This window comes from Actinoplanes sp. CA-252034, from assembly GCF_050956125.1.
Classification (GTDB): domain Bacteria; phylum Actinomycetota; class Actinomycetes; order Mycobacteriales; family Micromonosporaceae; genus Actinoplanes.
In genome coordinates, this window is the sequence record NZ_CP191846.1 from 2685348 (window position 1) to 2711091 (window position 25744).

The following is a 25744-nucleotide window of genomic DNA, read 5'->3' on the forward strand; positions in this document are numbered from 1 at the left end:
CTCACCGGGGTACGCCGAGATCGTCTTCAGCGCGCCGGACGACCCGTTGTTGCCGGCCGGGACGGTGACCGTCGCCGAGTGCGCGTAGGTGCCACCGCGCAGGTAGATCGTGCCGCCCGCGGCGATCCGCGTGATCGCCGAGGTCAGCGTGGTCGGCGCGGAGATGGTGCCGGCCGCGCTGTCCGTCCCGCCGGGGCCACGTAGAGGGCGCTTGAGGACGGCGGCGGGCTGGAGGAGGTGGACGGACTGCTCGACGGCGAGGACGACGGCGAGGACGACGGCGAAGAGGGGGCGTGGACACCCCGTCGTCGACCACGACGTCGTCGAAACGGCCGGCCGCGTTCTCGGTGAGCAGCCCGATCCGCCCGGCGGCGATGGTGCTGTCGGTGACCGAGCCGACGCCGGCCCCGTTCACCGAGCCGCTGATCGTGGTCCCGCTGAACGACAGCTTCAGCGTGTAGTACGTGCCGGGCGAGATGGTCTGGGCGAGGCTGCCGAGGACCGTCACGGCGCTGCCGTTCATGGTCTCCAGTTGCACCCGGTTGGCGCCGGTCAGCGACAGCCGGTACATCTTCGTGGAGCCGGCCGCCCGCCCGGTCAGCGCGACCACACCGGCGCTGGACCCGAAAGCGGTGGCCTTGACGCGCGCCTGCACCGAGTAGTTGGTCCAGGAGGTGTTTCCGGCGAACTGACGGGCCCGCTCGCTACCGGTGTCCGACTGCGCCAGAACCGACGTTCCGTCGCTCACCACCGACCATGTTCCGCCCGATTTCGACCAGCCGCTGGTGCTGCCGGATTCAAAGTCCGCGCCGAACAGGGTGGCTGCTTCGGCCGTACCGATGGAGAGTAAGAGGCCGGCCGCCACCAGGCCGGAGAGGCCGGCGGCGCCGAGGGATCGGCGCAGCGTGCGGCCCCGAAGGGATGCTGACATGGGGGATGGGCTCCTTGTCGCAAATGGATCCGCCGGACACGCCGCACCGACCGCGGAACGTATTTACGAACCGCGGCACAATGCAGCGTTGGGGATGGTCCGGCGGACTGCCAAGGGAAATCGTTCCGAGATGGAATCTGCCACCGGGCATATCGGCGAGTCAACGGAATCCATTTGCAGGTTTGTTGCAGGAATGGGTCACGCCGATGACGCGAGGAACACGTCCAGACAGCGCTCGGCGTTCGCGGTGATGGTGATCGCCGGGTTGGCCAGGCACGCCGTCCCGGGCAGCAGGGCACCGTCCACACAGAACAGGTTCTGATATCCGGCGACCTTTCCACCGAAGTCGGTGGCCTTGCCCATCACCAGGCCACCCAGCGGGTGGTACGTGTTGCGCGACCCCAGCCCCATCCCGGTGCCCCGGTCGTAGGACGGCAGCCCGGTCAGCAGTGAGCCCTTGGACCCCTCGGTCGCCCACCACAGCCGGGTCGCCAGGTCCCGCCCGGCCTTGTCCGACGACGTCTGCATCTCCGCGTACGGCCAGTAGACCTTCCCGGTCCCGGTGGCCGCGTCGTACCGGATCTCCCCGCGCTCGGGAGCCAGGCTGGTGATCAGGTGCGCCGAGGTGCCCGGCAGCCACGACGGGATCGGTGCCGCCTCCCAGGCCATAGCCGCCTTGGCGTACGGGTTCGAGTCGTCGTAGAACCGCACGTTCCCCGGCCCGCCCTGCGCCGTCCCGACGGTCTTGCGCAGGTTGAGCCGTGCCACCAGGAAGTCCCCGTTGTTGCCCCAGCCCTTGCCGATCTCGGTGCTGGTCAGCTTCGGCAGCTTCCCGGAAGCCCGGGACTTGAGCAGCAGCGACGTACTGCCCAGCGACCCGGCCGCCAGGAACACGTAGTCCGCGGTGAACACCGGGTTCGACAGCACGCCGCCGGTGTCGTCGATCTGCCGGCAGGCCACCTCGAACACCGTCGACCCGGACACCTCACGGATCTCGGTGACCTCGTGCAACGGCAGGATGCGGGCGTTACCGGTCGCCACGGCCCACTTCAGGTAGGTCTTGTCGACGCTGTTCTTGGCGCCGGAGTTGCTGCCGAACGGCCCCTCGCCGATGGTGTGGCAGGCCGGCACGCGACCGGCCAGCTCGTCGCGGATGACGTCCCAGTTCACGCCGAAGGGGACCGGCACCGGCGTCTTGCCGAACTCGCCGATGTACTGCAGCCAGGAGCGCGCTCCCGCGTACGCCGCATGACTCTGAATGTCCGCGGGGATCGTCGCGGTGCCGATGTTCTGCCGGGCGCGCGGCCAGTAGGTGTTCTCGAAGGCGGTGTACGACAGCTGCGCGGGGTAGGCGCTCTCCCAGTCGGCGCGGCGCGGCTGGGGCATGAACATGCCGATGACCAGCGAGCCGCCGCCCACCCCGGAGCCGCACATCACCTGGATGCCGTCGCCGACGTGCTTCTGGATCAGCCCGGCCCCGCGGGTGATGCTCTTGCTGACGTCCAGGCCGAGCGGCGGGTTGTCGGCGAACCACGCGCACCGCCAGTCCGGGTTGCTGATCGTGCAGAACGTGGTTCCCGAGCTGTTGAGATCCCAGCGCCGGCCGCGTTCAAGAACGGTCACGCTCATGCCGGCCTGTGCGAGCCGCCACGCCGCGACCGCACCACCGAACCCGCTGCCGATGACGATCGCGGTCCGGCCTTGCAACTCCGGCAGGCGCACCATGGGCGCGAGCGCCGCCACGGAACCTGCCAGCAGGGTTCGACGTTTCATTGAGGATTCCTCCCGACCACCCACATGGAGAAGAACTGAGATCCGCCCCCGTAGGCGTGGCCGAGCGCCGTCGACGCTCCCGCCACCTGGTGATCCCCGGCCCGGCCCATCACCTGCATGGCGGCCTCGGCGAACCTCAGGAGCCCGGAGGCGCCGATCGGGTTCGAGCAGAGGACGCCCCCGCTGGGGTTGATCGGCAGAGCGCCACCGAGCGCGGTTTCACCCGATTCAACAAGCTTCCAACCTTGCCCTTGACCAACGAACCCGACATTTTCCAGCCACATGGGCTCGAACCAGGAGAAGGGCACGTACAGTTCGGCGACGTCCACCTCGTCGAGCGGGTCCTTGATCCCGGCCGCGGCCCAGAGAGCGGCCGCCGCCGTGGCGCCCGCCCGCGGGTTGACGTGGTCCTTGCCCGAGTAGAACGTGGGCTCGGTCCGCATGGACGTCGCCCGGATCCACGCCACCTGATGATCCGTTGCGGACGCGGCCGCCTCGTCCCCGATGACGATGGCGCACGCCCCGTCGGAGGAGGGACACGTCTCGTCGTACCGGATCGGGTCCCACAGCATCGTGGACGCCTGCACCGACTCCCGGGTGATCTCCGGTTGCCGCAGGTGGGCGTAGGGATTGAGCGCCCCGTTGCGCCGGTCCTTGACCGCGACCAGCGCGCCGATGTGCCCCGGCGCGCCGGACCGGCGGATGTACGACCGGATGTGCGGAGCGAAATACCCGCCCGCGCCGGCCGTGATCGGCGCCGAGAACGGCGGCTGGATCGACAGCGCCCACATCGCGTTCGACTCCGACTGCTTCTCGAACGCCACCGCCAGCACCCGCCGATGCGCCCCGGCACGCACCAGACTCGTCGCGACGATCGCCGTCGCCCCGCCCACCGACCCGGCCGTGTGCACCCGGAGCAGGGGTTTCCCGGCCGCCCCGAGCGCCGACGCGAGGAACAGCTCGGGCATCATCACGCCCTCGAACAGGTCCGGCGCCTTGCCGAGCACCACCGCGTCGATCTGCTCCCAGCCGACCCCCGCGTCGGCCAGCGCCCGGTCGATCGCCTCCCGGCACAGCCCGGCCATCGACACGTCGGTGCGCCGCGTCCGATGGTGCGTCTGCCCGGTCCCCAGAACGGCCGCCCGCCTCATGATCCACTCCTCAGCACGCAGACGAGGTTCTGTTGCAGCAACGGCCCGGCCGTCGCATGGGCGGCCGCCACCGACGCCCGTCCCGACATGACCTCCCCGGCCGCCGCGCCGATCCGCGACAGTCCGGCCGAGAACATCGGATCGCTGCCGAACGCCACGCTCCGCACCGAGCCGGGCAGCCCGAGCGCCCGGCGCAGCAGCAGCTCCTGATGGGTGAACGGGGCGTGCAACGCCACCACCTGCACGTCGCCGAGCCCGCCCGCGTCCACGGCGGCGGCCGACGCGGACGGCACGACGGTCAGGTCCCGCTCCCCGAACCCCTGCGGATCGACGCGATGCCCGATCCCGGAGATCCACGCGGCGCGCCTCCCGCCGACCCGGTCGCCCGCGGCGAGGACGACGGCCGACGCCCCGTCCGCGACGCGCGCGACGTCGTGCTCCCTCAACGGCATGCGGACGTACGGCCGATCGAGCAACGCCTCCACGGAAGAGGCGTCCTCGCGCCCCGCCGCCACGGCGGCCATGTCCCGCTCACTGAACAGCCCGGCGTCGAGCCCGAGCCGTGCCTGCAGCGCCGCCACACTGATCGCGTCCGGCCACAGCGGGGCCACCGTGTACGGGTCGAGCTGCAGAGCGAGCACCCGGGCGAGATCACCGGCCGTGCCCTTGCCGAAGCCGTACACCAGCGCGGTCGACGCCTCCCCGGCCAGGATCTTGATGTACGCCTCGTACAGGGCCCACGCCGCGTCCATCTCCACGTGCGACTCGGCGATCGGTGGCACCGCCCCGATCGCGTCCACCGCGTTGACGAACGAGAACGCCCGCCCGGCGAGGTAGTCGGACGAGCCCGAGCACCAGAAGTCGACGTCCCGGCGCTCCAGCCCGGCCTGCCCGAGTGCCGCCTCGAAGACCGGCACGAGCGTCTCCACCCCGCTCGTGGTGACACTCGTGTCCGAGCGGGCGAAGCCGATGACCGCGACGTCGTTCACAGGTGCTCCGCAAAGGTCTCGTAGGGCGCGTCCGCCTCACCGGTCGGCTCGAAGTGGTCGATGTTCTCCGGCGTCGTCGACCAGTCGGCCCGGTCCCGCCACACCGCCGCCACCCGCAGCCCCATCCGCACGTCCGCGGCCGGAACCCCGAGAACCAGATGCGGGACCGGGATGTCCGCCCCGTCCAGCAGCACCTGCGCCACCACGTAGGGCGGAGTGAGCCGCTGCCCGGCGAACGGCACGTTGACCACGCAGAACGTGGTGACCGTCCCGCGGTCGGCCACCTCCACGGTCTCGACCGTGGCCACTCCGCAGGCCGGGCACACCCGCGGCGGCACGTACACCTTCCGGCAGGACGGGCACCGCCGCCCCACGATCCGCCCCTCGGCGAGCCCGCGCAGGTAGCCGCTCTCCTCCACCGAGGTGCTGTGCCGGTAGTGCAGCCGGATCGGCGTCGTCATGATGGTGACGGGCTCCGTCTCCGGGGCCCCGCCGCTGGGCTCGGCGGTTCCCGGCTCGAAGCACTCGATGTCGCGGATGTGGCCGGCCGGCGACGGCGCCCAGCGGATCCGCACCCGCATGCCGGTGCTCATGGCGTCGGCCGAGCCCGCGTCGACGGCGTGCAGCAGGGGGGTGTCGGCGCCGTCGAGACGGATCAGCGCCCACCCGAACGGCCGGTCCAGCGGCTGGCCCTCCATCGGCCGGTCCATCCAGGTCCAGCCGGTCACGATCCCGGTGGGGGCGACCTCGACCAGCTCGGTGACCGGCTCGTGGGTGGCGGGGTCGTACTCCAGTGGCGGCACGTGCACCCGCCCGTCCGCCGTGCGCCCGCCCAGCACCCGCCGCTCGCGCAGCCCCGCCATGAACCGGCCCAGGACCGGCCCGAGCGAGCGGGTGTAGTCGAAGGCGATGGTCAGCGGTGCCGACAGCGTATCCACGAGACTGAGTGAAACACGTTCCAACTTTGCCGGGCAAGAACGCGGTGGTAGCGGCTTTTGCATCGATGGAACGAGTTATAGAGTTCTGGCATGACCGGGATCGGGACGTGGACCATCGCGGCGGAGCGCCCACAGCACACGGCCATCGTGGAGCCGGGTGGCCGCACCGTCACCTACGGCGAGCTGGCCGGCGAGGCCGACCGGATCGCACGCGGGCTGCGCGCGGCGGGGCTGGGCGCCGGCGACACCGTGGCCCTGCTGATGCCCAACGGCGCCGACATCCTCGTCGCCTACTTCGCGGCGGTCCAGATCGGACTGCACGTGGTGCCGATGAACTGGCATCTCACCGCGGCCGAGCTCGGCTACATCCTGCGCGACTCCGGCGCCCGCGCCTTCCTCGCGCACCACCGGTTCGCCGACGCGGCCCGCCTCGCCGCCGACGACGCCGGCCTTCCGGCCGAGGGCCGCTACGCGGTGGGCGACATCCCCGGCTTCCGGTCGCTGGCCGCGCTCGGCGCCGGCGGTTCGGGACGACCCTCTCCGCGTACGGTCGGCGCGCTCATGGTCTACACGTCCGGCACGTCCGGTCGCCCCAAGGGGGTCCGGCGCCCCCTGCCCGGCCTCGACCCGGACCAGGTGCCGCCGGTGTCACTGTGGTTCTTCGGCCTGTTCGGCCTGCACCCGTTCGACGACCACGTGCATCTGTGCTGCTCGCCGCTGTATCACACGGCCGTGATGAACTTCGCCGTCATCTCGCTCCAGTTCGGGCACACGGTCGTCGTGATGGACCACTGGGACGCCGGGTCGTTCCTGCGGCTGGTCCAGCAGCACCGGGCCACCCACAGCCACATGGTCCCCACCCAGTTCCGCCGTCTGCTCGCCCTGCCCGTCTCGGTCCGCACGAGCTTCGACGTGTCCTCGATGCGTGCCATGATCCACGGGGCCGCGCCCTGCCCGCAGCCGGTGAAACGCCAGATGCTCGACTGGTTCGGGCCGGTCGTCATCGAGTACTACGCGGCCTCCGAGGGCGGCGGCGCCCTGATCACCGCGGCCGAGTGGCTGCAGCGCCCCGGCTCGGTCGGCCGGCCCTGGCCCGGCTCCCGCATCCGGGTGCTCGACGACGACGGCAAGGACTGCGCGCCCGGCGAGGCCGGGAAGGTCTACCTGCAGATGGGCGACGCCACGTTCGAGTATCACGGTGACGCGGAGAAGACCCGTGCCTCCTGGCGGGACCGGATGTTCACCGTCGGCGACATCGGCTACCTCGACGACGACGGCTACCTCTACCTCTGCGACCGGGCTGCCGACGTGATCATCACCGGTGGTGTGAACGTCTACCCGGCCGAGATCGAGAACGAGCTGAGCGTGCACCCGGCGGTCGCCGACGCGGCGGTCTTCGGCATCCCGCACGACGAGTGGGGCGAGGAGATCAAGGCCGTCGTGCAGCCCGCTCCCGGTGTCACGGCCGGCGCCGCCCTCACCACCGAGCTGCAGGCGTTCCTGTCCGGCCGGCTTGCCCGGTTCAAGCTGCCGCGCACCATCGACTACGTGGACGCCCTGCCCCGTGACCCCAACGGCAAGCTCTACAAACGGCACCTGCGCGACCCGTACTGGTCCGGCCGCGACCGCGCGATCTGACCCGCTTCAGCGAATCGACCGCAACCGATGGTGGGCGCCCCGCCCGGGGTGACGGTGCGATCCGGGTCACCTGGTGCGGGGCGGCGGCAGCGCGGCATCCACGCCTATGGTGGCGCGATGAAAATCCATCCCTACCTGGCCGGGCTCGCCGCCCTCGCCTGCTTGGCCGGTTGTTCCGGCGAGCCGGTGGCGGCGCCCGCGGCCCAGCAGCAGGCCCCGGCCGCTGCCGTGGCCGAGCCGGCCGAGCAAGCGGTGACGACGGACGTGGAGCTGGTCGCGGCCGCGACCAAGGCCAAGTACGTCTTCCCGGTCAAGGCGAAGAACGTCTCGTACCACAAGACCCACTCCGGCTACCCGGCGACGGACATCTTCGCCGCCTGCGGCAAGCCGTTCCTGGCCACCACCGGCGGTGTCGTGCTGGAGGTCAGCCGGGTCGACAGATACAAGAAGGGCAAGCCGGACGGGCCGTACAACGGCGGCAAGTTCGTCTCCATCCTCGGTGACGACGGTGTGCGCTACTACGGCTCGCACCTGAGCGTGGTCGGCACGGGCATCACGAAGGGCGTCCGCGTCAAGGCCGGCCAGCAGGTCGGCAAGGTCGGCAAGACCGGCAACTCCAGCGGCGTCTGCCACGTGCACTACGGCATCTCCCCGGCGTGCAAGAAGACCGGCGACTGGAAGGTCCGCCGCGGCGTCGTGTGGCCCGCGTCCTACCTCACCTCGTGGCGCAAGGGCGGGGCCAAGAGCCCGGCCGCCGCGGTGAAGTCGTGGAACGCCAAGCACAAGTGCAAGCCCTGACCTGACCCGGTGATCCCGTGCGCCGGCGTGGGCCGGCGCACGGGAGAGCCCGGTTCGGGGGTCGAGGTCGACCCATCGCCCCCAGCCCGGCGGCCGCGGTGCGGTCCGGGCCCCGCGCCCGCGCCGCGTGGTGGATGCCGGGACTGTCCCGATTCTCCGGGCCTGGGTGGCCGTACCGTCAGAGGCCCTTGAACTGGGGTCGTCTCTTCTCGATGAACGCTCTCGGGCCCTCTTTGGCGTCGTCCGAGGTGAAGACCTGCATGCCGATGCGGGATTCGATGGCGAAGGCGTCGTTTTCGGGCAGGCCCTCGGTTTCGCGGATGGTGCGCAGGATCGCCTGGACGGCCAGGGGGCCGTTCGCGGCGATCGTCTCGCCGATCTCCAGGGCCCTCGTGAGCGCCTGGCCGTCGGGGACGACGTGGCCGATCAGGCCCATCCCGAGAGCTTCGGCGGCGGTGATGTGCCGGCCGGTGAGCAGGAGCTCCGCGGCGACCGTGTAGGGGAGCTGGCGCGGGAGGCGGACCGCCGAGCCGCCGAGCGGGAACAGCCCCCAGCGCGCCTCGGAGACGCCGAACCGCGCGCTCTCGCCCGCGATGCGCACATCGGTGGCCTGCAGGATCTCGGTGCCGCCGGCGACGGCCGGGCCCTCCACCGCGGCGATCAGCGGCTTCGTCAGGCGGCGGCCCTTGAGCAGGGCGTCGATGCGCGACAGGTCGACGCCGCCGTTGCGGAAGCCGTCGCCCGGGTGGTCGCCGGTCATGGCACGCAGGTCGGCGCCGGCACAGAACGCGCCGCCCGCGCCGGTGAGGATCGCGACCCGGATGCCGGGGTCGGTGTCGACGCGGTCCCAGGCGTCACGCATCACGGCCATCATCTCGGTGGAGAGCGCGTTGCGGACCGCGGGCCGGTTCATCGTGACGATCAGGATCGGTCCACGCTGTTCGACGAGAGCGTCCACCCGGTTCTCCTTCTTCTGTACAGCCCTTGCCTCGGAACGATAACAGGTTCTACTTTGCGTTGATGGCGGCCAATATTGCGGACCTTTTCGAGCACGCGGTCGACGCCTTCGCCGATCGCGTCGCGGTGGCCTGCGGCGAGCGTGAGATCACCTACGCCGAGCTGGAGGAGACCGCCAACCGTTTGGCCCATTTCCTGCAGAGTCGAGGAGTGGGCAAGGGCGCCCACGTCGGGCTGTACGCGGGCAACTCGATCGAGGCCGTAGTGGCCATGATCGCCGTGTACAAACTGCGTGCCGTGGTCGTCAACGTCAACTATCGATACGTCGAGAACGAGTTACAGTATCTCTTTTCGGACGCTTCCCTCGTCGCACTCATTCACGACCGCCGGTTCTCGCCTCGGGTGCAGGCGGTAACGACCGACATGCGGGCGATCGTGGCACTGCCCGACGGCTCCTCGCCGGAGATCCCGGACATCTCGTATGCGGATGCGCTGACCGCCGGATCCTCGAAACGCGACTTCGAGGAACGGTCCGGTGACGACCTCTACCTGCTCTACACCGGCGGGACCACCGGCTATCCCAAGGGCGTGATCTGGCGTCACGAGGACGTCTGGCGGGTCCTCGGCGGCGGCATCGACTTCATGTCCGGCATCCCCCTGGAGGACGAGTGGGCACAGAGCCGCCGCGGTGACGAGATGCCGCCGATGACCCGGTTCTGCCTGGCACCGCTCATCCACGGCAACGCCCAGTGGGCCGCCCTGGCCGCCCTCTTCGCCGGCGACACCGTGGTCTTCCTGCCACACTTCGACGCCGACGAGGTGTGGCGCACCGTCGAACGCCGCAAGGTGAACGTGATCGTCCTGATCGGCGACGCGATGGCCCGGCCCATCATCGAGGCCTACCTGGCCGGCGACCACGACGGATCGACGCTGATGGCGATCTCGTCGAGCGCGGCGCTGTTCTCCCCGTCGGTGAAACGCCAGTACCTGCAGGCGCTGCCGGACGTCATGGTCACCGACGCCGTCGGGTCGTCGGAGACGGGGTTCGCCGGCATCGGCATCGTGGCCGACGTGGACGGTGGCGCGGTCGACGGCCCGCGCGTCATGCCCGGCCCGGACACCATCGTCATCGACGAGCACGGCCGGCGCGCCGGACCGGGCGTGATCGGCCGGCTGGCCCGCGGCGGGCACGTGCCACTCGGGTACTACAAGGACCCGGAGAAGACGGCGGCGCTGCTCACCGAGGTCGACGGCGTCCGCTACGCGATCCCGGGCGACCTGGCCCGGCTCGAGGACGACGGCACCATCACGCTGCTGGGCCGGGGCAACACGTGCATCAACACCGGCGGCGAGAAGGTCTTCCCGGAAGAGGTCGAGGGCGCGCTCAAGGCCCACCCCGACGTGTTCGACGCCCTCGTCATCGGCGCCGCCGACGACCTGCTCGGCCAGCGGGTCGTCGCGCTCGTCCAGCCGAGGCCCGGCACGGCGCCCGACCTCGGCGAGCTCGACACCCACGTACGGCAGCGGATCGCCGGCTACAAAGCGCCCCGCGGCGTGTGGCTCGTCGACCGGATCAACCGCACCATCAGCGGCAAGGCCGACTACCGCTGGGCCCACTCCCACGTGAAGGAGCACGATGCGGACTGACCTCTGCGACACGCTCGGCATCGAGCACCCGATCGTCGGGTTCAGCCCGTCCGAGCACGTCGTCGCCGCGATCAGCCGGGCCGGTGGGCTCGGCGTGCTCGGCTGCGTACGGTTCAACGACGCGGCCGAGCTGGACGCGGTGCTCACCTGGCTGGACGAGGCGACGGACGGCCGGCCGTACGGTGTGGACGTGGTCATGCCCGGTCGTGAACCCACCGAGGGCGCCGTCACCGACCTCACCCAGATGATCCCTTCCGGACACCGCGACTTCGTCGAACAGACCCTGCTCCGGCTCGGCGTGCCGCCGCTCGAGGCCGCGTCGAGCCGGCCCGGTGTGCTCGGCTGGCTGCACTCGGTCGCCCGCAGCCACGTCGAGGTCGCCCTCCGGCACCCGGTCCGGCTGATCGCCAACGCGCTCGGCCCGCCACCGGCCGACGTCATCGCCCAGGCCCACGACCGAGGTCTGCTCGTCGCCGCGCTCGCCGGCCGGGCCGACCACGCCCGCAGCCACGTCGCCGGCGGTGTCGACATCGTGGTCGCCCAGGGCTACGAGGCCGGCGGCCACACCGGCGAGATCGCCGGCATGGTGCTGATCCCGGAGGTCGTCGACGCCGTCGACGTGCCCGTCCTGGCCGCCGGCGGCATCGGGAGTGGCCGCCAGATCGCCGCCGCGCTCGCCCTCGGCGCCCGCGGCGTGTGGATGGGCTCGGTCTGGCTCGGCACCAGTGAATACCGCAGCAGCCCGGGACTGCGGGAGGCGCTGCTGCGGGCCACCTCCGGCGACACCGTCCGCAGCCGCATCTACTCCGGTAAGCCGGCCCGCCTGCTGCGCAACCGCTGGACCGAGGCGTGGGCGGCCGAGGACGCCCCGGCCGCGCTGCCGATGCCGCTGCAGAATCTGCTGGTCTCCGAGGCCCACGACCGATTGATGGCCTCGGACGATCCGACGGTGGTGCCGATGCCGGTCGGCCAGATAGTCGGCCGGATGAATGCGGTCCGCCCGGTCGCCGAAGTGGTCGCCGACCTGGTGACCGAAACCGACGAGACCTTGACGAGAATTCATAAACTGCTGTGACGGTACGGGCCGCCGACTCACTTCATGATCTTGTGAGTCGCCGCTCAGCCGAGTGGTCGCCGTCGCGTTCCGAATGAATCTCAGTGCGGCGCCGACCACTGCGGGTCGCGGCCGATGAAAGCGATCAGGCGGGTCTGCGGGTCGGCGCCGTCCGGGACCGGTACGGCGGGCCCGTACTGCCCGGAGGCCCTCAGCATCTCGTCCATCGGCTCCATGCCGGCCACCAGGGTCGCGCACATCTCCGTCTCCAGGGCCTCGTCCTGCCCGGTGGCGCGGGCGAGGTCCCAGGTGTGCATGAAGACGTCGGTGGTGTAGAAGCGGTCGATCGCCTGGTCGAGCGGCAGCGTGCCGAGGTGGGGGTTGGTGAGCTCGCGGCCGGCCGGGTCGTCGAGCAGCCCCTGCACCGCGGTGGCGTGCACCTGCCAGGCGCGGACCGGGTCGGCGTCGACGCCGGGGCCGGCGGGCAGGGTCACTCCGGCGCCTGACGACAGCAGGCCCGGAAGCCACTCGACCAGGTGACGGACCACGTCCCGCGCGGTCCAGCCCTCGACCGGCGCGGGGGCGTCCCAGTCCTTGGCGCCCACGACACGGGCGGTGAATCCGGCGGCAATCCGGCGGTGGCGTTCGGCGGCGGACAGGTCGGTCAGCGACATCGGCGGCATCCTTCCCTAGCTTTAAACTCCTGAGTTTAAAGCAAGGAGCCGTCGGCCGCGATGGAACCGGGCGCAAACGGAAAGAGCGTGTGACAGCCCGAACCGGACAGTCACACGCTCTCGCTTTCCGCGCCGGTGAAACCTCGCCCACCAGCGGAAACGGGCAGTCGACGAGACGACAGCCCGCGATTATCCGCCGTGGCGAAAGATCAAGTGGCGAAAGATCAGATCGTGCGGATGTTCTCCGCCTGCGGGCCCTTCGCGCCCTGCGAAACCTCGAACTCGACCCGCTGGTTCTCCTCGAGGGACCGGAATCCGCTCGACGCGATGGCGGAGAAGTGGGCGAACACGTCAGGACCGCCGCCATCCTGGGTGATGAAGCCGAAGCCCTTGTCGCTGTTGAACCACTTAACGACACCGGTGGCCATAAAAAATCTCCTTGCCGACCATGAGGAACGCCGCACCGTGCGGCATTCCGCGCCGCCGCGTTGATACCCCCGGAACCCGGGTAGAAGACGAGAAAGGCCTGTTGGGTGTACATAAACCCATCAGGCGCAGGAACCACGTCTGCTTCAAGAAAATTCTTGGAAATCAAAACTGCAACACGCCCAACCTAACACACGAATCGGGGAACCGGCGGGGTGAAGCCTCCACCGGAGCGTAGGGTCGAATTCCGCTGTATCGGTCGTTGGAGGTGGCATGTTCGTCATCCGCGGGCTTCTGGCCGCGGCGATGGTGGTCATCGTGGGCGCGACCGCGGCGCCGGCCGCCCGGGCCGACGGCATTCCCGACGAGGCCATGCTGCAGGCGGCCGACCTGGGCGGAGTCGCGCCCCATGCCGCCGACGCCGACGACTGGCCCCGGCTGCGGCCGCCCCGTCCGTGCGACGCCGACATGCCGGCGCCGGTCACCGACCGGGCCGTCGCCGCGGTCATCGACGTCGACGGAGCCCCCGAGTCGATCATGGAGTATGTGGCGGTGCACCGTGACGCCGGCCGCTACCTCCGCAAGCTGCGCAAAGCACTGCGCGACTGCCCGGACTGGCGGCTCGAGGGCAGCCGGGAGAACGGGCTCACGCTGCGCTGGACCCAGCGGTGGGAGCACGTCGGCGAGGAGATCACCCATCAGACGTACGTGGCGGTGGCCCGCGCCGGCCGGGCCGTCGTCGTGGTCGCCGACTCCGGCTGGGAGACCTCCGACGGCGACCCGGCCGTGGCCGAGCGCCTGCTGGTCAGCGCGGCCCGGCGGGCGTCGTCGCTTCGCTGAACTGCGTACGGTACAACTCCCCGTAGCGCCCGCCCGCGGCCAGCAGCTCGGGATGGGTGCCGCGTTCCACGACCCGTCCGTCCTCGACCACCAGGATCTGGTCGGCGGCCCGGATCGTCGACAGGCGGTGCGCGATCACCACGGCGGTCCGCCCGTTCAGCGCCTCACCGAGCGCGGCCTGCACCGCCTGCTCCGACGTCGAGTCCAGATGCGCCGTCGCCTCGTCGAGCACCACCACCCGTGGCCGCGCGAGCAGCAGCCGGGCGATGGTGAGCCGCTGCCGTTCCCCGCCGGACAGCCGGTACCCGCGTTCGCCGACGACGGTGTCCAGCCCGTCCGGCAGCGACTCGATCAGGTCGGCGACATGGGCACGGCGCAGCACGTCCCACAGCTCCTCGTCGGTGGCGTCCGGCCGGGCGAGCAGCAGGTTGGCCCGGACCGACTCGTGGAACAGGTGCCCGTCCTGCGTGACCATGCCGAGCGTGCGCCGCAGCGACGCCGCGCTCAGGTCGCGCACGTCGACCCCGCCGAGCCGGACCGCGCCCGTGCCCGTGTCGTACAGCCGCGGCAGCAGGCTCGCCATCGTCGACTTGCCGGCGCCGGACGACCCGACCAGGGCCACCATCTGCCCCGGCGACGCGGTGAACGACACCCCGCGCAGCACCTCCTCGCCACCCCGCGTGTCGAGGGTCGCCACCTCCTCCAGCGACGCCAGCGACACCTTGTCAGCAGACGGATAGGCGAACCGCACGTCGTCGAACTCCACCGACACCGGCCCGTCCGGAACCGGCCGCGCATCCGGCTTCTCCTCGATCAGCGGCTCCAGATCGAGCACCTCGAACACCCGCTCGAAGCTGACCAGCGCGCTCATCACCTCGACGCGGGCGCTCGCCAGGGACGTCAACGGCGCGTACAGCCGGGTCAGCAGGATCGCCAGAGCCACCACGGCGCCCGGATCCATCCGGCCCTGCAGCGCGTAGAAGCCGCCGAGCCCGTAGACCAGCGCGATCGCCACCGCCGAGACGCTGGTCAGCGCGGTCAGGAACGTCCACTGCGCCATCGCGGTGCGCACACCGATGTCGCGCACCCGCCGGGCGCGGGCCGCGAACTCGGCCGACTCGGCGGCGGGATCGCCGTACAGCTTGACCAGCGTCGCGCCGGGCGCCGAGAACCGCTCGGTCATCTGCGTGTTCATCGCCGCGTCGTGGTCGGCCGCCTCCCGCTGCAGTCCGGCCAGCCGGCCGCCCATCCGGCGGGCCGGCAGCACGAACACCGGCAGCAGCAACAGCGCCAGCACGGTGATCTGCCACGAGATGCCGATCATCACGATCAGCGTCAGGATCAGGGCCACCACGTTGCCGACCACACCGGACAGTGTGTCGCTGAACGCCCGCTGCGCCCCGATCACATCGTTGTTGAGCCGGCTGACCAGCGCGCCGGTCCGGGTGCGGGTGAAGAAGGCCACCGGCATCCGCTGCACGTGATCGAACACCCGGGTCCGCAGCTCCAGGATCAGCCCCTCGCCGATCCCCGCCGACAGCCGCCGCTGCACCAGGCCGAGCCCCGCCTCGCTGAGCGCGATGACCGCGATCCCGATCGCCAGCGTGATCACGAGCCGGGCCTCCCGGGCCTCGACGATCGCGTTCACCACCTGCCCGGCCAGCACCGGCGTCGCCACCGCGAGGATCGCCGTCACCACGCTGAGCAGCAGGAACGCGGCCAGCACCCGGCGTTGTGGCCGGGCCAGCGCAAGTATGCGGCGTAACGTCGCCCGCGAGAACGGCCGCTCGTCGTCCCGTCGGTTCATGGCGTGCCACATCGAGTTCCAGGCCGCGACTTCCATACTCATGGCCCGACGGTCCCACTTCACGTCGGGTTGAGGTCAAGGCGATTCCGGCGGTACGGCCCACACCTCCCCGACCGCACCCCACCGGTGCCCTCCGCTACCCCGCGACGCGGTCCCGGGCGGGCGCCCCGGCGCGCCCGCCGGGCTGCTGCCCACTCGGCGCCTACCGCCGCATCACCGGGATCATGGTCATCAGCCCGTCCACCGTGAAGTGTGGGGCGTCCCCCACCTCCCACCAGCTGCGCAGCGCGGTCGTGGTGTGCGCGGCACCGGTGCGCCGGTCGGTGTAGGTGAGCTCCTTCTCGCCGCTCATCCTCGTGACGACGCGACCGCGTTTGACGCCGGCCGGGTAGTCGTTCCAGTTCACGCCGGCCTCCGACCACAGCAGCTCCTGCATGCCGCCGCTGTGCACGCCCTGCAGGCGCCGGTGCGGGAAGTGCGCCTGCGCGGCCATCGCGATCGAGTTGCGGACCGCATCGCGCTGGCGCCAGACGAAGTAGTTTGCGACGTCGCCCGGGTCGGCGACGGTGAACACGCGCGCGTCGAAGCCGGCGGGCCGGGCGGGTCGGCGCACGCAGAGGGCGGCGGTGGCGAGCGCCGCCACCGCCGAGACGATCTTCTGCACCTCGCCGCCGAACCAGGGTTGCGTATTGCGCCCGCTGAAGTCGGTGAGCAGCAGACTGATCTCGTCCGACTGGGTGTACGCGAACACCGTCCCGGCCACCTCGGCGCACAACTCGCGGGCCACGTGGTCCATGTCGGCGACGAAGTCGAGGTCGAACGGTTTGACCGAGTCCCGCAGATAGGTGTGGAAGGCCCGCCCGTCGACCCGGATCAGCGTGTGGGTGCGTGGCGGCAGAACGGTGCGGGTGACCCGCTCATAGGCTTTCATCCGGTTGCCGAGGGAGTCGTCGACGGGCATCGCGCGAGCCTGGCACACCGTCGGTACACGCCGGAAGCCGATTTCGCCGGCTCGAAGGACCTCGGCGTATGGCTTGCACCGCTGTGTCCGGGGGCTCCGGGCGGCGGTGCAAGCCGTACGGATCGCGGTCTCAGCCCAGGTCCGGGCCGGCGACCAGGTCGACGGTGTGGGTGGTCGCGGCCTTGAGCTCGAGCACGACGATCTCGTTGCGGCCGGGCCGCAGCACCGGCCCGGGGACGAACAGCGTCCGCTGCGGGCCCCGCCCCGAGTAGCGGCCCAGCGCGAAGCCGTTCACCCAGGCCATCCCCTGCTCCCACCCGGGCAGGGACAGGAACGTGTCGGCCGGGGCCTCGACGGTGAACGAGCCACGGCGGAACGCCGGACCGGACGGCGGCCGGCCACCCGCGGCAGCGAAGGCGAGCCCGGTGAGGTCACGCAGCGGCAGCGCGGTCTGGGTCCAGCCGGTCAGGGGCTTGCCGTCGACCAGGACCGGGCCGAGCAGACCCTTCGGGTCGTTCATGTGGACGCCGTAGTTGACGCGCCCGGCATTCTCCACGAGCACGCTCAGCACGGCGCCCGGCCGCCCGGCCGCGATCGTCAGGGCCCGTTCGAGCCGGCTGCGCTCCAGCATCCCGGCCGGCGCCCCGTCGACGAAGATCTGCGCCCGGTCGGCGAACGCGTCGATAGCCAGCACCGCGGGCCCGGCCAGGGGCAGCGTCGTCTCGTAGAGCACGAACCCGTCGTACTCGCCGAGCTGTTCCATGCTCAGCGGCGCCTCCGAGGTCACCGCCGTCCCGAGGGCGGGCGCGGCGGAGAAGAGGTCGATCGCCTCGTCCAGCGGGATGCCGGCCCGCTCGAACCGGGCCGGCGGGACGGGGAGCGGCTCGTCCGGCACGGGCGCGTGACGGGCGATCACGTCACGCATCAGCCGGTACTTCTCGGTGACGTCGCCGGCCTCGCTCAACGGGGCGTCGTAGTCGTACGACGTGATGGTGGGCAGATAGACGTGCTTGAAGTCGGCGCCGTTGGTGGTGCCGAAGTTGGTGCCGCCGTGGAACATGTACAGGCTGACCGAGGCGCCGGCCGCCAGCACCGTCTCGAGATCCGCCGCCGCGTCGGCCGCGTCACGGGTGTGGTGCGGGCCGCCCCAGTGGTCGAACCAGCCGTCCCAGAACTCGGCGCACATCAGCGGCCCGGTCGGCTGGTGCTGCCGCAGCTTCTCCAGCGCCCCGTCGGCGTGCTCGAAGGTCACGGTACGCAGGATCCCGTCCAGCCCACCGCGGCGCAGCATGTCGTCCTCGGCCTGGTCACAGGTGAACAGCAGTTCGGTGACCCCGCGCCGGCGCAGCCCGTCCGCCAGGTGACGCAGGTAGTCCGGATCCTCCGGCCCGTACGCGCCGAACTCGTTCTCCACCTGCACCGCGATGATCGGGCCGCCGTTGCCGCCGAGGAACGGCGCGACCACGGGCAGCAGCCGGTCGAACCACGCGTCGACCGCCTCCAGGTACGCCGGGTCGCTGCTGCGCAACCGCACGCCCGAGGTGCTGAGCCACGCGGGCAGGCCGCCACCGTCCCACTCGGCGCAGATGTAGGGCCCCGGACGCAGCACCACGTGGAGCCCGGCCCGGTCGATGAGCTCCAGGTAGCGGGGCAGGTCGAGGATGCCGTCGAGGACGACCTCGCCGGGCCGGGGCTGATGCGCGTTCCACGGCACGTAGACGTCGATGGAGTTGAGCCCCATGAGCCGGGCCTTGTCGATCCGGTCGGCCCACTGATCAGGGTGGATGCGGAAGTAGTGCATCGCCCCGGCGATGAGCTGGAACGGCTCGTCATTGAGCAGGAAGCCGTGGTCAGCCGCCGTGAGAACTCGTGCCCCGTGCAAGTCGGCGCTCCTCTGCATGATCAATGTTTACCTAAACATTGTCATGGGCGGAGTGCCCCACGGCAACCCTCCACAACGGATCTCAGCCCCTCCGGGCGCGCCGATGATGAGCGATGCCGGTCGATGTGGCGGCGCTATCGTGCTCTCATGCCACCACCCGGACCCCGCAAACGCACGACGGTGCACGACATCGCGGCGGCCGCGGGCGTGTCCCGCGGCACCGTCAGCCGAGTGCTCAACGGTGGTTACGTCTCCGTCGAGGCCCGCGCCGCCATCGAAGCGGCGATCACCACGATCGGGTTCGTCCCGAACACCGCCGCGCGTGCGCTGAAGACGCGCCGTTCACAGGCGGTCGCGTTCGTCGCGCTGGGGCAGCACACGGGCTCCTTCGCCGATCCCAACATCGGCGCGGTCATGCGGGCCGCCAACGCCGTGCTCTCACTCGCCGACCATCAGATGGTCAACCTCGTCCTGGACTCGGCGCGCGACACCGAGCGTGTGGGCCGCTACCTCAGTGGCGGCTTCGTCGACGGGGTGATCGTCGTGTCGGCCCGTGCCGGTGACCCGATCATCGGGGTGATCCGCGACCTGCGGCTGCCCGCCGCGGTGGTCGGTCATCCGCCCGACCTGGACGGCGCCGTTCCATTCGTCGGCATCGACAATGTGGGTGCGGCACACGAGATCGTCTCCCGGCTGCTCACCACCGGTCGCCGCCGGGTCGGGATGATCGCGGCGGCGCAGGACCGGGACTCGTGCACCGACCGGCTGACGGGATTCCGGTCGGCGCTGGGGCCGGCGTTCGACGAGCGTCTGGTCGTCCGGGTCCCGGAGCACGACTACCGGTCCGGCGTCCTGGGGATGCGGCTCCTGCTGGAGCTCGAGCCCGCGGCCGACGGGGTGTTCGCGGCGTCGGACGTGATCGCCGCCGGCGCTCTCGAAGCGCTTCGGGAGGCGGGGCGCAGCGTGCCGGGCGACGTCGGGGTGGTGGGCTTCGACGACAGCGCCTGGGCGGTGTGGTCACAGCCGCGGCTGTCGACGGTGCGCCAGCCGATCGACGAGATCGGGACCGTCGCCGCGCGGCTCGTCCTGCGGCAGCTCCGGGGCGAGCCCGTCGATCCGGGCGGCCGGATCCTCCCGACCACGACGGTGTGGCGTGACTCCGCCTGACGCCCGGCGTGCCGGTGCTCAGTGGCGGGTGGCGGGTGGCGGACCACGACGGTGTGGCGTGACTCCGCCTGACGCCCGGCGTGCCGGTGCTCAGTGGCGGGTGGCGGAGGGCGCCCGATCCGTGGAGGTGTCGACGGTGTCGTACTCGACGTGGAACATGGGCCGGTTCTGCAGGGTGCGATGGATCCGCGCCACGTACTCCCCGAGGAGGCCGAGGCAGATCAGCTGGACCGCTGCGAACAGGAGGACGGCCAGGAACAGCGAGCTCCACCCGGGGACGGTGCTTCCGCGCGCCCACTCGGACAGGGCGAAGGCCATCGAGATCAGGCACGCGAGAAGGGCCGCTGAGCCGAGCCAGGTGGCCAGGCGTAACGGCGCCGCGGTGAAATCGGCGGTGCTGTCCCAGGCCAGCCGCACCATCTTGCGCAGCGGGTATTTCGTCTGCCCGGCCGCGCGGCGCTCCCGCGCGTAGTGGATCACGCCGGACGGGAAGCCGAGGGAGGGGATGAGCAGCCGGTAGACCGGGACCCGCTCCGGCATGCGGCGCAACACGTTCACCACCTCGCGGCGGACCAGCCGGAAGTCACCCGCGTGCGGGCGCAGGCCGGCGCCGACGACGCGACGCATCAGCCGGTAGTACAGCGCCGCGGTGTGCCGCTTGAACCGGGTGTCGGTGCTGCGGTCGCGGCGTACGCCGTACACCACGTCGAGATTCTCAGCCTCCGCCAGTCGCAGCATCTCCGCGATGGCCTCCGGCGGATCCTGCAGGTCGGCGTCGATGCTCACGATCCAGGTCCCGGCCGCCCGGTGCAGCCCGGCCGTCAAGGCGGCTTGATGGCCGCTGTTGCGCCGCAGCCTGATGACGCGCAGCTCCGGCCAGGAGGCCCGGAGGCGATCGAGGACCGCGGCGGTCGCGTCGATGCTGCCGTCGTCCACGGCGACGAACTCGTAGGGGACGCCGAGAGAGTCGAGCACGAGCCGCAGGCGGGCGACGAGAGCGGGGATCACGGCTTCTTCGTTGTACATCGGAGAAACCACCGACAGGTATGGCGGAGCGGTCATCGGGCGCCCTTCGGTGTCGACCAAAATGGTGGTGACATTTCCCCGAAGCCGTGTGGCGTCATCGATTTAAGCTACCGATGTGCCCCGCGCGGGCGTTCGGGAAAACTTTCCACGGCTTGGCTCGAATATCACGCTAAGGGTGTGCGGTCGGCGTGGTCAATTGGAGATCATCACAGTCCTGGCCTGGCCTGACGCCGTGCACCAGCGGCAGCGTAGGCGGCGTCGGCGACCATTTCGGCACTCCTCCAGCCGACATTCACCGGTCGAGTTGTAACTTTCCACTACGCCCCTCGATGGTCATGCGGGAAATCTGACTGTAACTTTTAACAATTGACAGTCATAGATTAACCGCCATAGCGTTCCTGGCGTCGCCGGAGCATGACACGAGTTCTGTCGTCACGACCTGGGGAGGAATCCGTGCACGAGAACAGAAGGATGCGTCATGCGCTCCGGGGATGACGTGGTGATCGTCGGCGCCGGGTTCACCGGGCTCGCCGCGGCGCTCGAACTGACCGCCCGGGGTGTCTCCTGCCGGATCCTCGAATCCGAGTCGGTCATCGGAGGCCTCGCGGCCGGCTTCGAGGTCGGGGGCGGGCGACTGGAACGCTTCTACCACCACTGGTTCGCCTCGGACCGGGAGATGTTCGATCTGTGCGCGGAGGTCGGGCTCGGCGACCGGGTGATGCAGCATCTCTCGCGCACCGGCCTCTACTACGCCAACGCGATGTTCCGGCTCACCGAGCCGATCGACGTGCTGCGATTCACGCCGCTGCCGTTCGCCGACCGGATCCGCCTCGGCCTGCTGGCGGTACGTGCCCGACGAGTCCGTGACTGGCGTTCCCTGGAGTCGAGGACGGCAGAACAGTGGCTGGTCGAACTGGGTGGCCGGCGCGTCTACGAGGTGGTGTGGCGGCCGCTGCTGGAAGGGAAGTTCGGCGAGTACGCGGGCCGGGTCGGGGCCACCTGGATGTGGACCAAGCTCGCCCTCCGCGGTGGCAGCCGGACCCGCGGTGGACGCGAGACGCTGTCCTATGTCCGCGGAGGCTGCGACGTGCTGCTGGACGCGCTGCGGGACCGGCTGCTCGCCGCCGGTGTGCGCATCCACACCGGCACCGCTGCCGAGGAGGTCGTCAGCGACGAGTACGGGGTACAGGGCGTCCGCGCCGGCGGGCGGTTCTTCCCCGCACGCCGGGTGCTGCTCACCGTCGCGTCGCCGGTGGCCGCCGGGCTGCTCGGCGACAGCGCGACCGGCCACCCGGCCGTGCCGGGACTGCGGCGCCGGCTGAACAGCATCACCTACCTGGCCAACGTCTGCCTGGTGCTGCAGAACCGCCGGCCGCTCTCGGAGACCTACTGGATCAACGTCAACGATCCGTCCTTCCCGTACGTCGGGGTCATCGAGCACACCAACCTGGAGGACCCGGCCCGGTACGGCGGACGGCACATCGTCTACCTCTCCAAGTACCTCCCGGCCGACGCCCCCCTGTACCGGATGTCCGACGAGGAGGTGTTCGAGCACAGCCTGCCCCATCTCAAGAGGATGTTCCCCGCCTTCGACCGGGACTGGGTGGCGGGATACCACGTGTGGCGCGCGCCGTACGCCCAGCCGGTGGTCACCCCGCACTACGCCCGGGCTCTCCCGGGCTTCGCCAGCCGGGTGCCGGGCCTCTACCTGGCCGGCATGGCCCACGTCTTCCCGGAGGACCGGGGCACCAACTACGCGGTCCGCGACGGGCGCCGGGTGGCCCGGATGATGGCCGACGCCCGGGCCTCCGACCACGAACGCGACCTGCCACAACCGATGTCGCCGAACGGAGGCCGTCATGGCTGAGCTGTTGTCGGTCACGGACTGTGAGAGCCTTTCCATCGACCGGGTGCACGAGCTGTACCGGGAGCACGTGAGCCGTAGCCAGGTCTCCCTGATCGGGTCGTTCGGGTTCGGCCGGGACCAGGTCTCGCACGCCGAGGGCGTTTGGATCCACCTCCGGGACGGCAGCCGGGTCCTCGACTTCACCGGCGGGGTCGGCGTGCTCAGCCACGGGCACAACCATCCGCGCATCCTGGCCGTCCGCGAACGCTTCCAGCGCGAGCGCCGGATGGAGGTGCACAAGAACTACTTCTCGCCGTACGTCGCCGGGCTCTCGCACAACCTGGCCGCGCTGCTCCCCGGTGACCTGAACGTCGCCTACTTCCCTAACTCGGGCGCCGAGGCGGTCGAGGGCGCCGTCAAACTCGCCTTCAAGTACCACGGCGGCCGCCGTGGGTCCGTGCTGCACAGCGACATCGCCTTCCACGGCAAGCTGCTCGGTGCGGCCAGCCTCAACGGCTCCCCGGAGGCGAGCTTCCCGTTTCCCGAGATTCCCGGCAGCGACGCGTATCGCTACGGCGACATCGAGTCCTTCCGGCTGGCGGTCGAGCGGCACCGCGGCCCGGACGGCCGGAGCGACGTCTACGCGGTGCTCGTCGAGCCGTTCAGCGCGTCGAGTCTGCAGGAGTGCTCCGAGGAGTTCCTCCGGGAGGTGCGGCGTATTTGCACCGAGCTCGACATCGTTCTCGTCTTCGACGAGGTCTACACCGGGTGGGGCAAGACCGGCTCGCTGTTCCACTTCATGCGCCACCCTGGGCTGGTGCCCGACGTGGTGACGATGAGCAAGTCGTTCGGCGGTGGCAAGGCCTCCATCTCCGGATACGTCAGCCGGACGCCGATCTTCCGCAAGGCCTACGACAACCTGTCGGACGCCACGCTGCACAGCACCACCTACTACGGGTTCGGCGAGGAGACCGTCACGGCGATCGAGGCCGTCGCCATCGCCGTCGAGGAGGACTTCCCGGCCCGGGCACGCCGTCTGGGCGACCGGCTCGCCGCCGGTCTCGCCGCCATCGCGCGTGACCATCCGCGTCTGGTCGACGGGATCGCCGGCGCGGGGGCGCTGCACGGCGTGTTCCTCAACCGCGGTCCGGAGATCCCCGACGGGCTGCGCCGGCTCCTGCCCTCGTCGTTCGCCCGGGACCCGCAGGCCGCGGCGAAGCTGCTGACCGGCGCGGTCGTCGCCGACCTGTACCGGGAACACCGGGTGCTCACCTTCTTCGGCTCCAACCGCCGGATCGCTCTCATCGCGTCGCCACCGCTGGTCGCCGGGGACGCCGAGGTCGACCTCTTCCTCGATGCCCTGCGGACGACGCTGGCGAAGGGGGCGGTACGGCTCCTGGCCGGTTTCGTGAAGGGGAAGGTGACCGCCTGATGGACCGGGCACTGCTCCCCTCGCTGCAACGCAGCGGTCTGCCCGGTTACTGGGGCCGCCACTACGACTGCCTGCGCACGCCGGGCCGGGCCGATGCCGCGGCGGAGCACGTGAGCGCCACGATCGGCACTCTTCCCCGCGGTTATCGGCTCGGCTTCCGGCTGGGCTTCCTGGCGCTGCGTGTCGCCTGCCGTCTCGGTGCCGGGAACGCGGCGGCGCGGCTGCCGGGCTTCGCCACGGTCGTGCGTGTGACGACCGCGCTGGCTCTGCAGGGCGCCCTGGACGGCGTACCGAAGCGGGAGGCGCGGTGAGCGTGCGCGGCGGCGCGTCACGACGGGTGACCGTCGTCGACTGCGACGTGCTGGTGATCGGATCCGGGGCCGGGGGGAGTGTCGCGGCACGCGAGCTAGCCGCCGCGGGCCGTGACGTGACCGTCGTCGAGGAGGGCCCCCGCGTCACCACCGCCGAGATCGCCGCGCGCCCTCCGGCGGAGAACCTGCGGTGCCTGTATCGCAACGGCGGGCTGACACCGATCTTCGGCAAGCCGATGATCGCGTACGGCGAGGGGCGGTGCGTCGGCGGCACCACCGTGGTGAACGGCGGCCTGCTGTGGGCGCCGCCGGCCGATCTCCTCGACCGGTGGGCCGCCGAGTCCGGGATCGGCGGCTACCGTGCCGAACACCTGACGACGCATCTGGACACGATCGCCGGGCGTCTGGGCGCCACCATGCAGACCGATGGCGACGGCAACCGGGACTCCGGTCTGCTCGCCGACGGCGCTGACCGGCTGGGGTGGCGCTGGCAGTACGCCCGCCGAGCGATCCGCGGGTGCCGGCACAGCAACCGGTGCACCACGGGCTGCCCCACCGGCGCGAAACAGAGCATGGCGCAGACGTACCTGCCCGATGCCGAGGCGTTCGGCGCCCGCGTGGTGGCCGACCGCCGGGTCACGCGGATGCGCCACGCCGGAGGACTCGTCCGGGAGGTGCACGCCGTTGATCACGACGGGCGCCGCTGGGCCTACCGCCCCCGAGACGTCTTCCTCGCCGCGGGGCCGGTCAACAGCGCCGTACTCCTGCAGCGCAGCGGGATCCAGCGGCGCAGCGCGGCCGGGCGGATGGCCTTCCACGTCAACATGCGGACCATCGCCGAGTTTTCGGACCGGGTGGACGCGACGGACGGCACCATCTTCACCCGTCAGGTGCACCACTTCGCCCGGGACCGGGTCCTGATCATGCCGTCCAACGTCACGGCCGGCGGCCTGGGCGCGGCCGTCGCGGCCAAACCGTACGCCACCGCGGAGTCGCTGATCTCCGGCCTGGACCGGATCGGCGTCTACACCACTCAGGTGGCCATGAGCGGTACGGTCCGCATCCACAGTGGGCGGCTGGGCGTCGTGCTGCGGCACCGGATGACCGCTGCTGATCACGCTGGGCTGCGCCGTGCCTTCGCGAGCACCGCACGGGTGCTCTTCGCCGCGGGAGCGCGGCGCCTGCACGCGCCGGTCCCGGCGGCGCCGCCGCTGTCCGGCGTGCCCGAGGCGGAACAGGTCGCGTCGGCCGTCGCCGACGGCGCGTGGGAGCTGATCTCGGTGCACGGGATGGCCTCCTGCCGGATGGGCCGTCCCGAGCGTGGCGGTGTCTGCGACGACCGGGGCCGGCCGTACGGCATGCGGAATCTACGGCTGTGCGACGCAAGTGTCCTTCCCGGCGTCACCGGCATCAGCCCGCAAGGGGCGGTGATGGCCTTCTCGCACGAGATCGTCAGTCGATTTCTGGCCGGCTGAGGAATGCCGGACGTACGCCAC

22 protein-coding genes are annotated in these 25744 nt (G+C 70.9%); 10 read left to right on the forward strand and 12 right to left on the reverse strand.

The genetic code is table 11. The features are described from left to right. Position 1: 1 nt before the first annotated feature. The 5 genes from ACQPZW_RS12035 to ACQPZW_RS12055 all read right to left on the reverse strand — a co-directional run bounded on the left by ACQPZW_RS12035 (position 2) and on the right by ACQPZW_RS12055 (position 5845). The gene (locus ACQPZW_RS12035) at positions 2-931 is read right to left on the reverse strand and encodes a family 16 glycoside hydrolase (RefSeq protein WP_433794931.1); all 930 of its coding nucleotides are present in this window, start codon (positions 929-931) and stop codon (positions 2-4) included. A gap of 198 nt (positions 932-1129) precedes the next feature. After that, positions 1130-2704 (reverse strand): GMC family oxidoreductase N-terminal domain-containing protein, encoded by a 1575-nt coding sequence (locus ACQPZW_RS12040; protein WP_433794932.1) that lies wholly within the window; start codon positions 2702-2704, stop codon positions 1130-1132. Further along, positions 2701-3855 (reverse strand): thiolase domain-containing protein, encoded by a 1155-nt coding sequence (locus tag ACQPZW_RS12045; protein WP_433794933.1) that lies wholly within the window; start codon positions 3853-3855, stop codon positions 2701-2703. The genes ACQPZW_RS12040 and ACQPZW_RS12045 overlap by 4 nt, the downstream gene beginning before the upstream one ends. Beyond that, positions 3852-4844: a lipid-transfer protein gene (locus ACQPZW_RS12050; RefSeq protein ID WP_433794934.1), complete on the reverse strand. Its 993-nt coding sequence runs from the start codon at positions 4842-4844 to the stop codon at positions 3852-3854. Before ACQPZW_RS12050 ends, ACQPZW_RS12045 begins: the two co-directional genes overlap by 4 nt. Then, positions 4841-5845, reverse strand: coding sequence for a Zn-ribbon domain-containing OB-fold protein (locus ACQPZW_RS12055; RefSeq protein ID WP_433794935.1), 1005 nt, complete (start codon positions 5843-5845; stop codon positions 4841-4843). Before ACQPZW_RS12055 ends, ACQPZW_RS12050 begins: the two co-directional genes overlap by 4 nt. A gap of 27 nt (positions 5846-5872) precedes the next feature. Between ACQPZW_RS12055 and ACQPZW_RS12060 the strand changes: the two genes are divergently transcribed. Then, a complete protein-coding gene (locus ACQPZW_RS12060) occupies positions 5873-7420 on the forward strand; it encodes an acyl-CoA synthetase (RefSeq protein WP_433794936.1) in 1548 nt (515 codons plus the stop codon). A 117-nt stretch (positions 7421-7537) separates the two neighbouring features. After that, positions 7538-8218, forward strand: coding sequence for a M23 family metallopeptidase (locus ACQPZW_RS12065; protein WP_433794937.1), 681 nt, complete (start codon positions 7538-7540; stop codon positions 8216-8218). Between the two features lie 178 nt (positions 8219-8396). On the opposite strand, the gene ACQPZW_RS12070 is transcribed toward ACQPZW_RS12065, so the two are convergent. Continuing rightward, positions 8397-9131 (reverse strand): crotonase/enoyl-CoA hydratase family protein, encoded by a 735-nt coding sequence (locus ACQPZW_RS12070; RefSeq protein ID WP_433797515.1) that lies wholly within the window; start codon positions 9129-9131, stop codon positions 8397-8399. 107 nt (positions 9132-9238) lie between these two features. Between ACQPZW_RS12070 and ACQPZW_RS12075 the strand changes: the two genes are divergently transcribed. Both ACQPZW_RS12075 and ACQPZW_RS12080 read left to right on the forward strand, forming a co-directional pair. After that, a complete protein-coding gene (locus ACQPZW_RS12075; RefSeq protein WP_433794938.1) occupies positions 9239-10822 on the forward strand; it encodes an acyl-CoA synthetase in 1584 nt (527 codons plus the stop codon). Further along, positions 10812-11897 (forward strand): NAD(P)H-dependent flavin oxidoreductase, encoded by a 1086-nt coding sequence (locus ACQPZW_RS12080; protein ID WP_433794939.1) that lies wholly within the window; start codon positions 10812-10814, stop codon positions 11895-11897. Before ACQPZW_RS12075 ends, ACQPZW_RS12080 begins: the two co-directional genes overlap by 11 nt. A gap of 80 nt (positions 11898-11977) precedes the next feature. On the opposite strand, the gene ACQPZW_RS12085 is transcribed toward ACQPZW_RS12080, so the two are convergent. Next, a complete protein-coding gene (locus ACQPZW_RS12085) occupies positions 11978-12550 on the reverse strand; it encodes a TIGR03086 family metal-binding protein (RefSeq protein WP_433794940.1) in 573 nt (190 codons plus the stop codon). A gap of 224 nt (positions 12551-12774) precedes the next feature. After that, a complete protein-coding gene (locus ACQPZW_RS12090) occupies positions 12775-12978 on the reverse strand; it encodes a cold-shock protein (protein WP_433794941.1) in 204 nt (67 codons plus the stop codon). A 271-nt stretch (positions 12979-13249) separates the two neighbouring features. Here ACQPZW_RS12090 and ACQPZW_RS12095 point away from each other — a divergent pair, with 271 nt between their 5' ends. After that, on the forward strand, positions 13250-13816 hold the full coding sequence (locus ACQPZW_RS12095; RefSeq protein ID WP_433794942.1) for a hypothetical protein: 567 nt from the start codon (positions 13250-13252) through the stop codon (positions 13814-13816). On the opposite strand, the gene ACQPZW_RS12100 is transcribed toward ACQPZW_RS12095, so the two are convergent. The 3 genes from ACQPZW_RS12100 to ACQPZW_RS12110 form a co-directional block, all read right to left on the reverse strand. Further along, complete coding sequence (locus ACQPZW_RS12100; RefSeq protein ID WP_433794943.1) at positions 13782-15665, reverse strand: ABC transporter ATP-binding protein; 1884 nt, start codon at positions 15663-15665, stop codon at positions 13782-13784. The genes ACQPZW_RS12095 and ACQPZW_RS12100 overlap by 35 nt on opposite strands. A 160-nt stretch (positions 15666-15825) precedes the next feature. After that, positions 15826-16584 (reverse strand): tRNA(His) guanylyltransferase Thg1 family protein, encoded by a 759-nt coding sequence (locus ACQPZW_RS12105; protein ID WP_433794944.1) that lies wholly within the window; start codon positions 16582-16584, stop codon positions 15826-15828. 130 nt (positions 16585-16714) lie between these two features. After that, the gene (locus ACQPZW_RS12110; protein WP_433794945.1) at positions 16715-18466 is read right to left on the reverse strand and encodes a glycoside hydrolase family 35 protein; all 1752 of its coding nucleotides are present in this window, start codon (positions 18464-18466) and stop codon (positions 16715-16717) included. 147 nt (positions 18467-18613) lie between these two features. On the opposite strand from ACQPZW_RS12110, the gene ACQPZW_RS12115 reads away from it, so the two are divergent. Then, on the forward strand, positions 18614-19633 hold the full coding sequence (locus ACQPZW_RS12115) for a LacI family DNA-binding transcriptional regulator (protein ID WP_433794946.1): 1020 nt from the start codon (positions 18614-18616) through the stop codon (positions 19631-19633). A 90-nt stretch (positions 19634-19723) separates the two neighbouring features. Here the strand turns inward: ACQPZW_RS12115 and ACQPZW_RS12120 are convergent, their stop codons facing one another. Then, positions 19724-20659, reverse strand: a complete 936-nt coding sequence (locus ACQPZW_RS12120; RefSeq protein ID WP_433794947.1) for a glycosyltransferase family 2 protein — start codon at positions 20657-20659, stop codon at positions 19724-19726. Between the two features lie 478 nt (positions 20660-21137). Between ACQPZW_RS12120 and ACQPZW_RS12125 the strand changes: the two genes are divergently transcribed. The 4 genes from ACQPZW_RS12125 to ACQPZW_RS12140 are packed head-to-tail and all read left to right on the forward strand — an operon-like array spanning position 21138 to position 25723. Then, on the forward strand, positions 21138-22526 hold the full coding sequence (locus ACQPZW_RS12125) for an NAD(P)/FAD-dependent oxidoreductase (RefSeq protein WP_433794948.1): 1389 nt from the start codon (positions 21138-21140) through the stop codon (positions 22524-22526). Beyond that, on the forward strand, positions 22519-23937 hold the full coding sequence (locus ACQPZW_RS12130) for an aspartate aminotransferase family protein (protein WP_433794949.1): 1419 nt from the start codon (positions 22519-22521) through the stop codon (positions 23935-23937). Before ACQPZW_RS12125 ends, ACQPZW_RS12130 begins: the two co-directional genes overlap by 8 nt. Then, positions 23937-24248, forward strand: coding sequence for a hypothetical protein (locus ACQPZW_RS12135; protein WP_433794950.1), 312 nt, complete (start codon positions 23937-23939; stop codon positions 24246-24248). Before ACQPZW_RS12130 ends, ACQPZW_RS12135 begins: the two co-directional genes overlap by 1 nt. After that, positions 24245-25723: a GMC family oxidoreductase N-terminal domain-containing protein gene (locus ACQPZW_RS12140; RefSeq protein ID WP_433794951.1), complete on the forward strand. Its 1479-nt coding sequence runs from the start codon at positions 24245-24247 to the stop codon at positions 25721-25723. Before ACQPZW_RS12135 ends, ACQPZW_RS12140 begins: the two co-directional genes overlap by 4 nt. Positions 25724-25744: the final 21 nt, after the last annotated feature.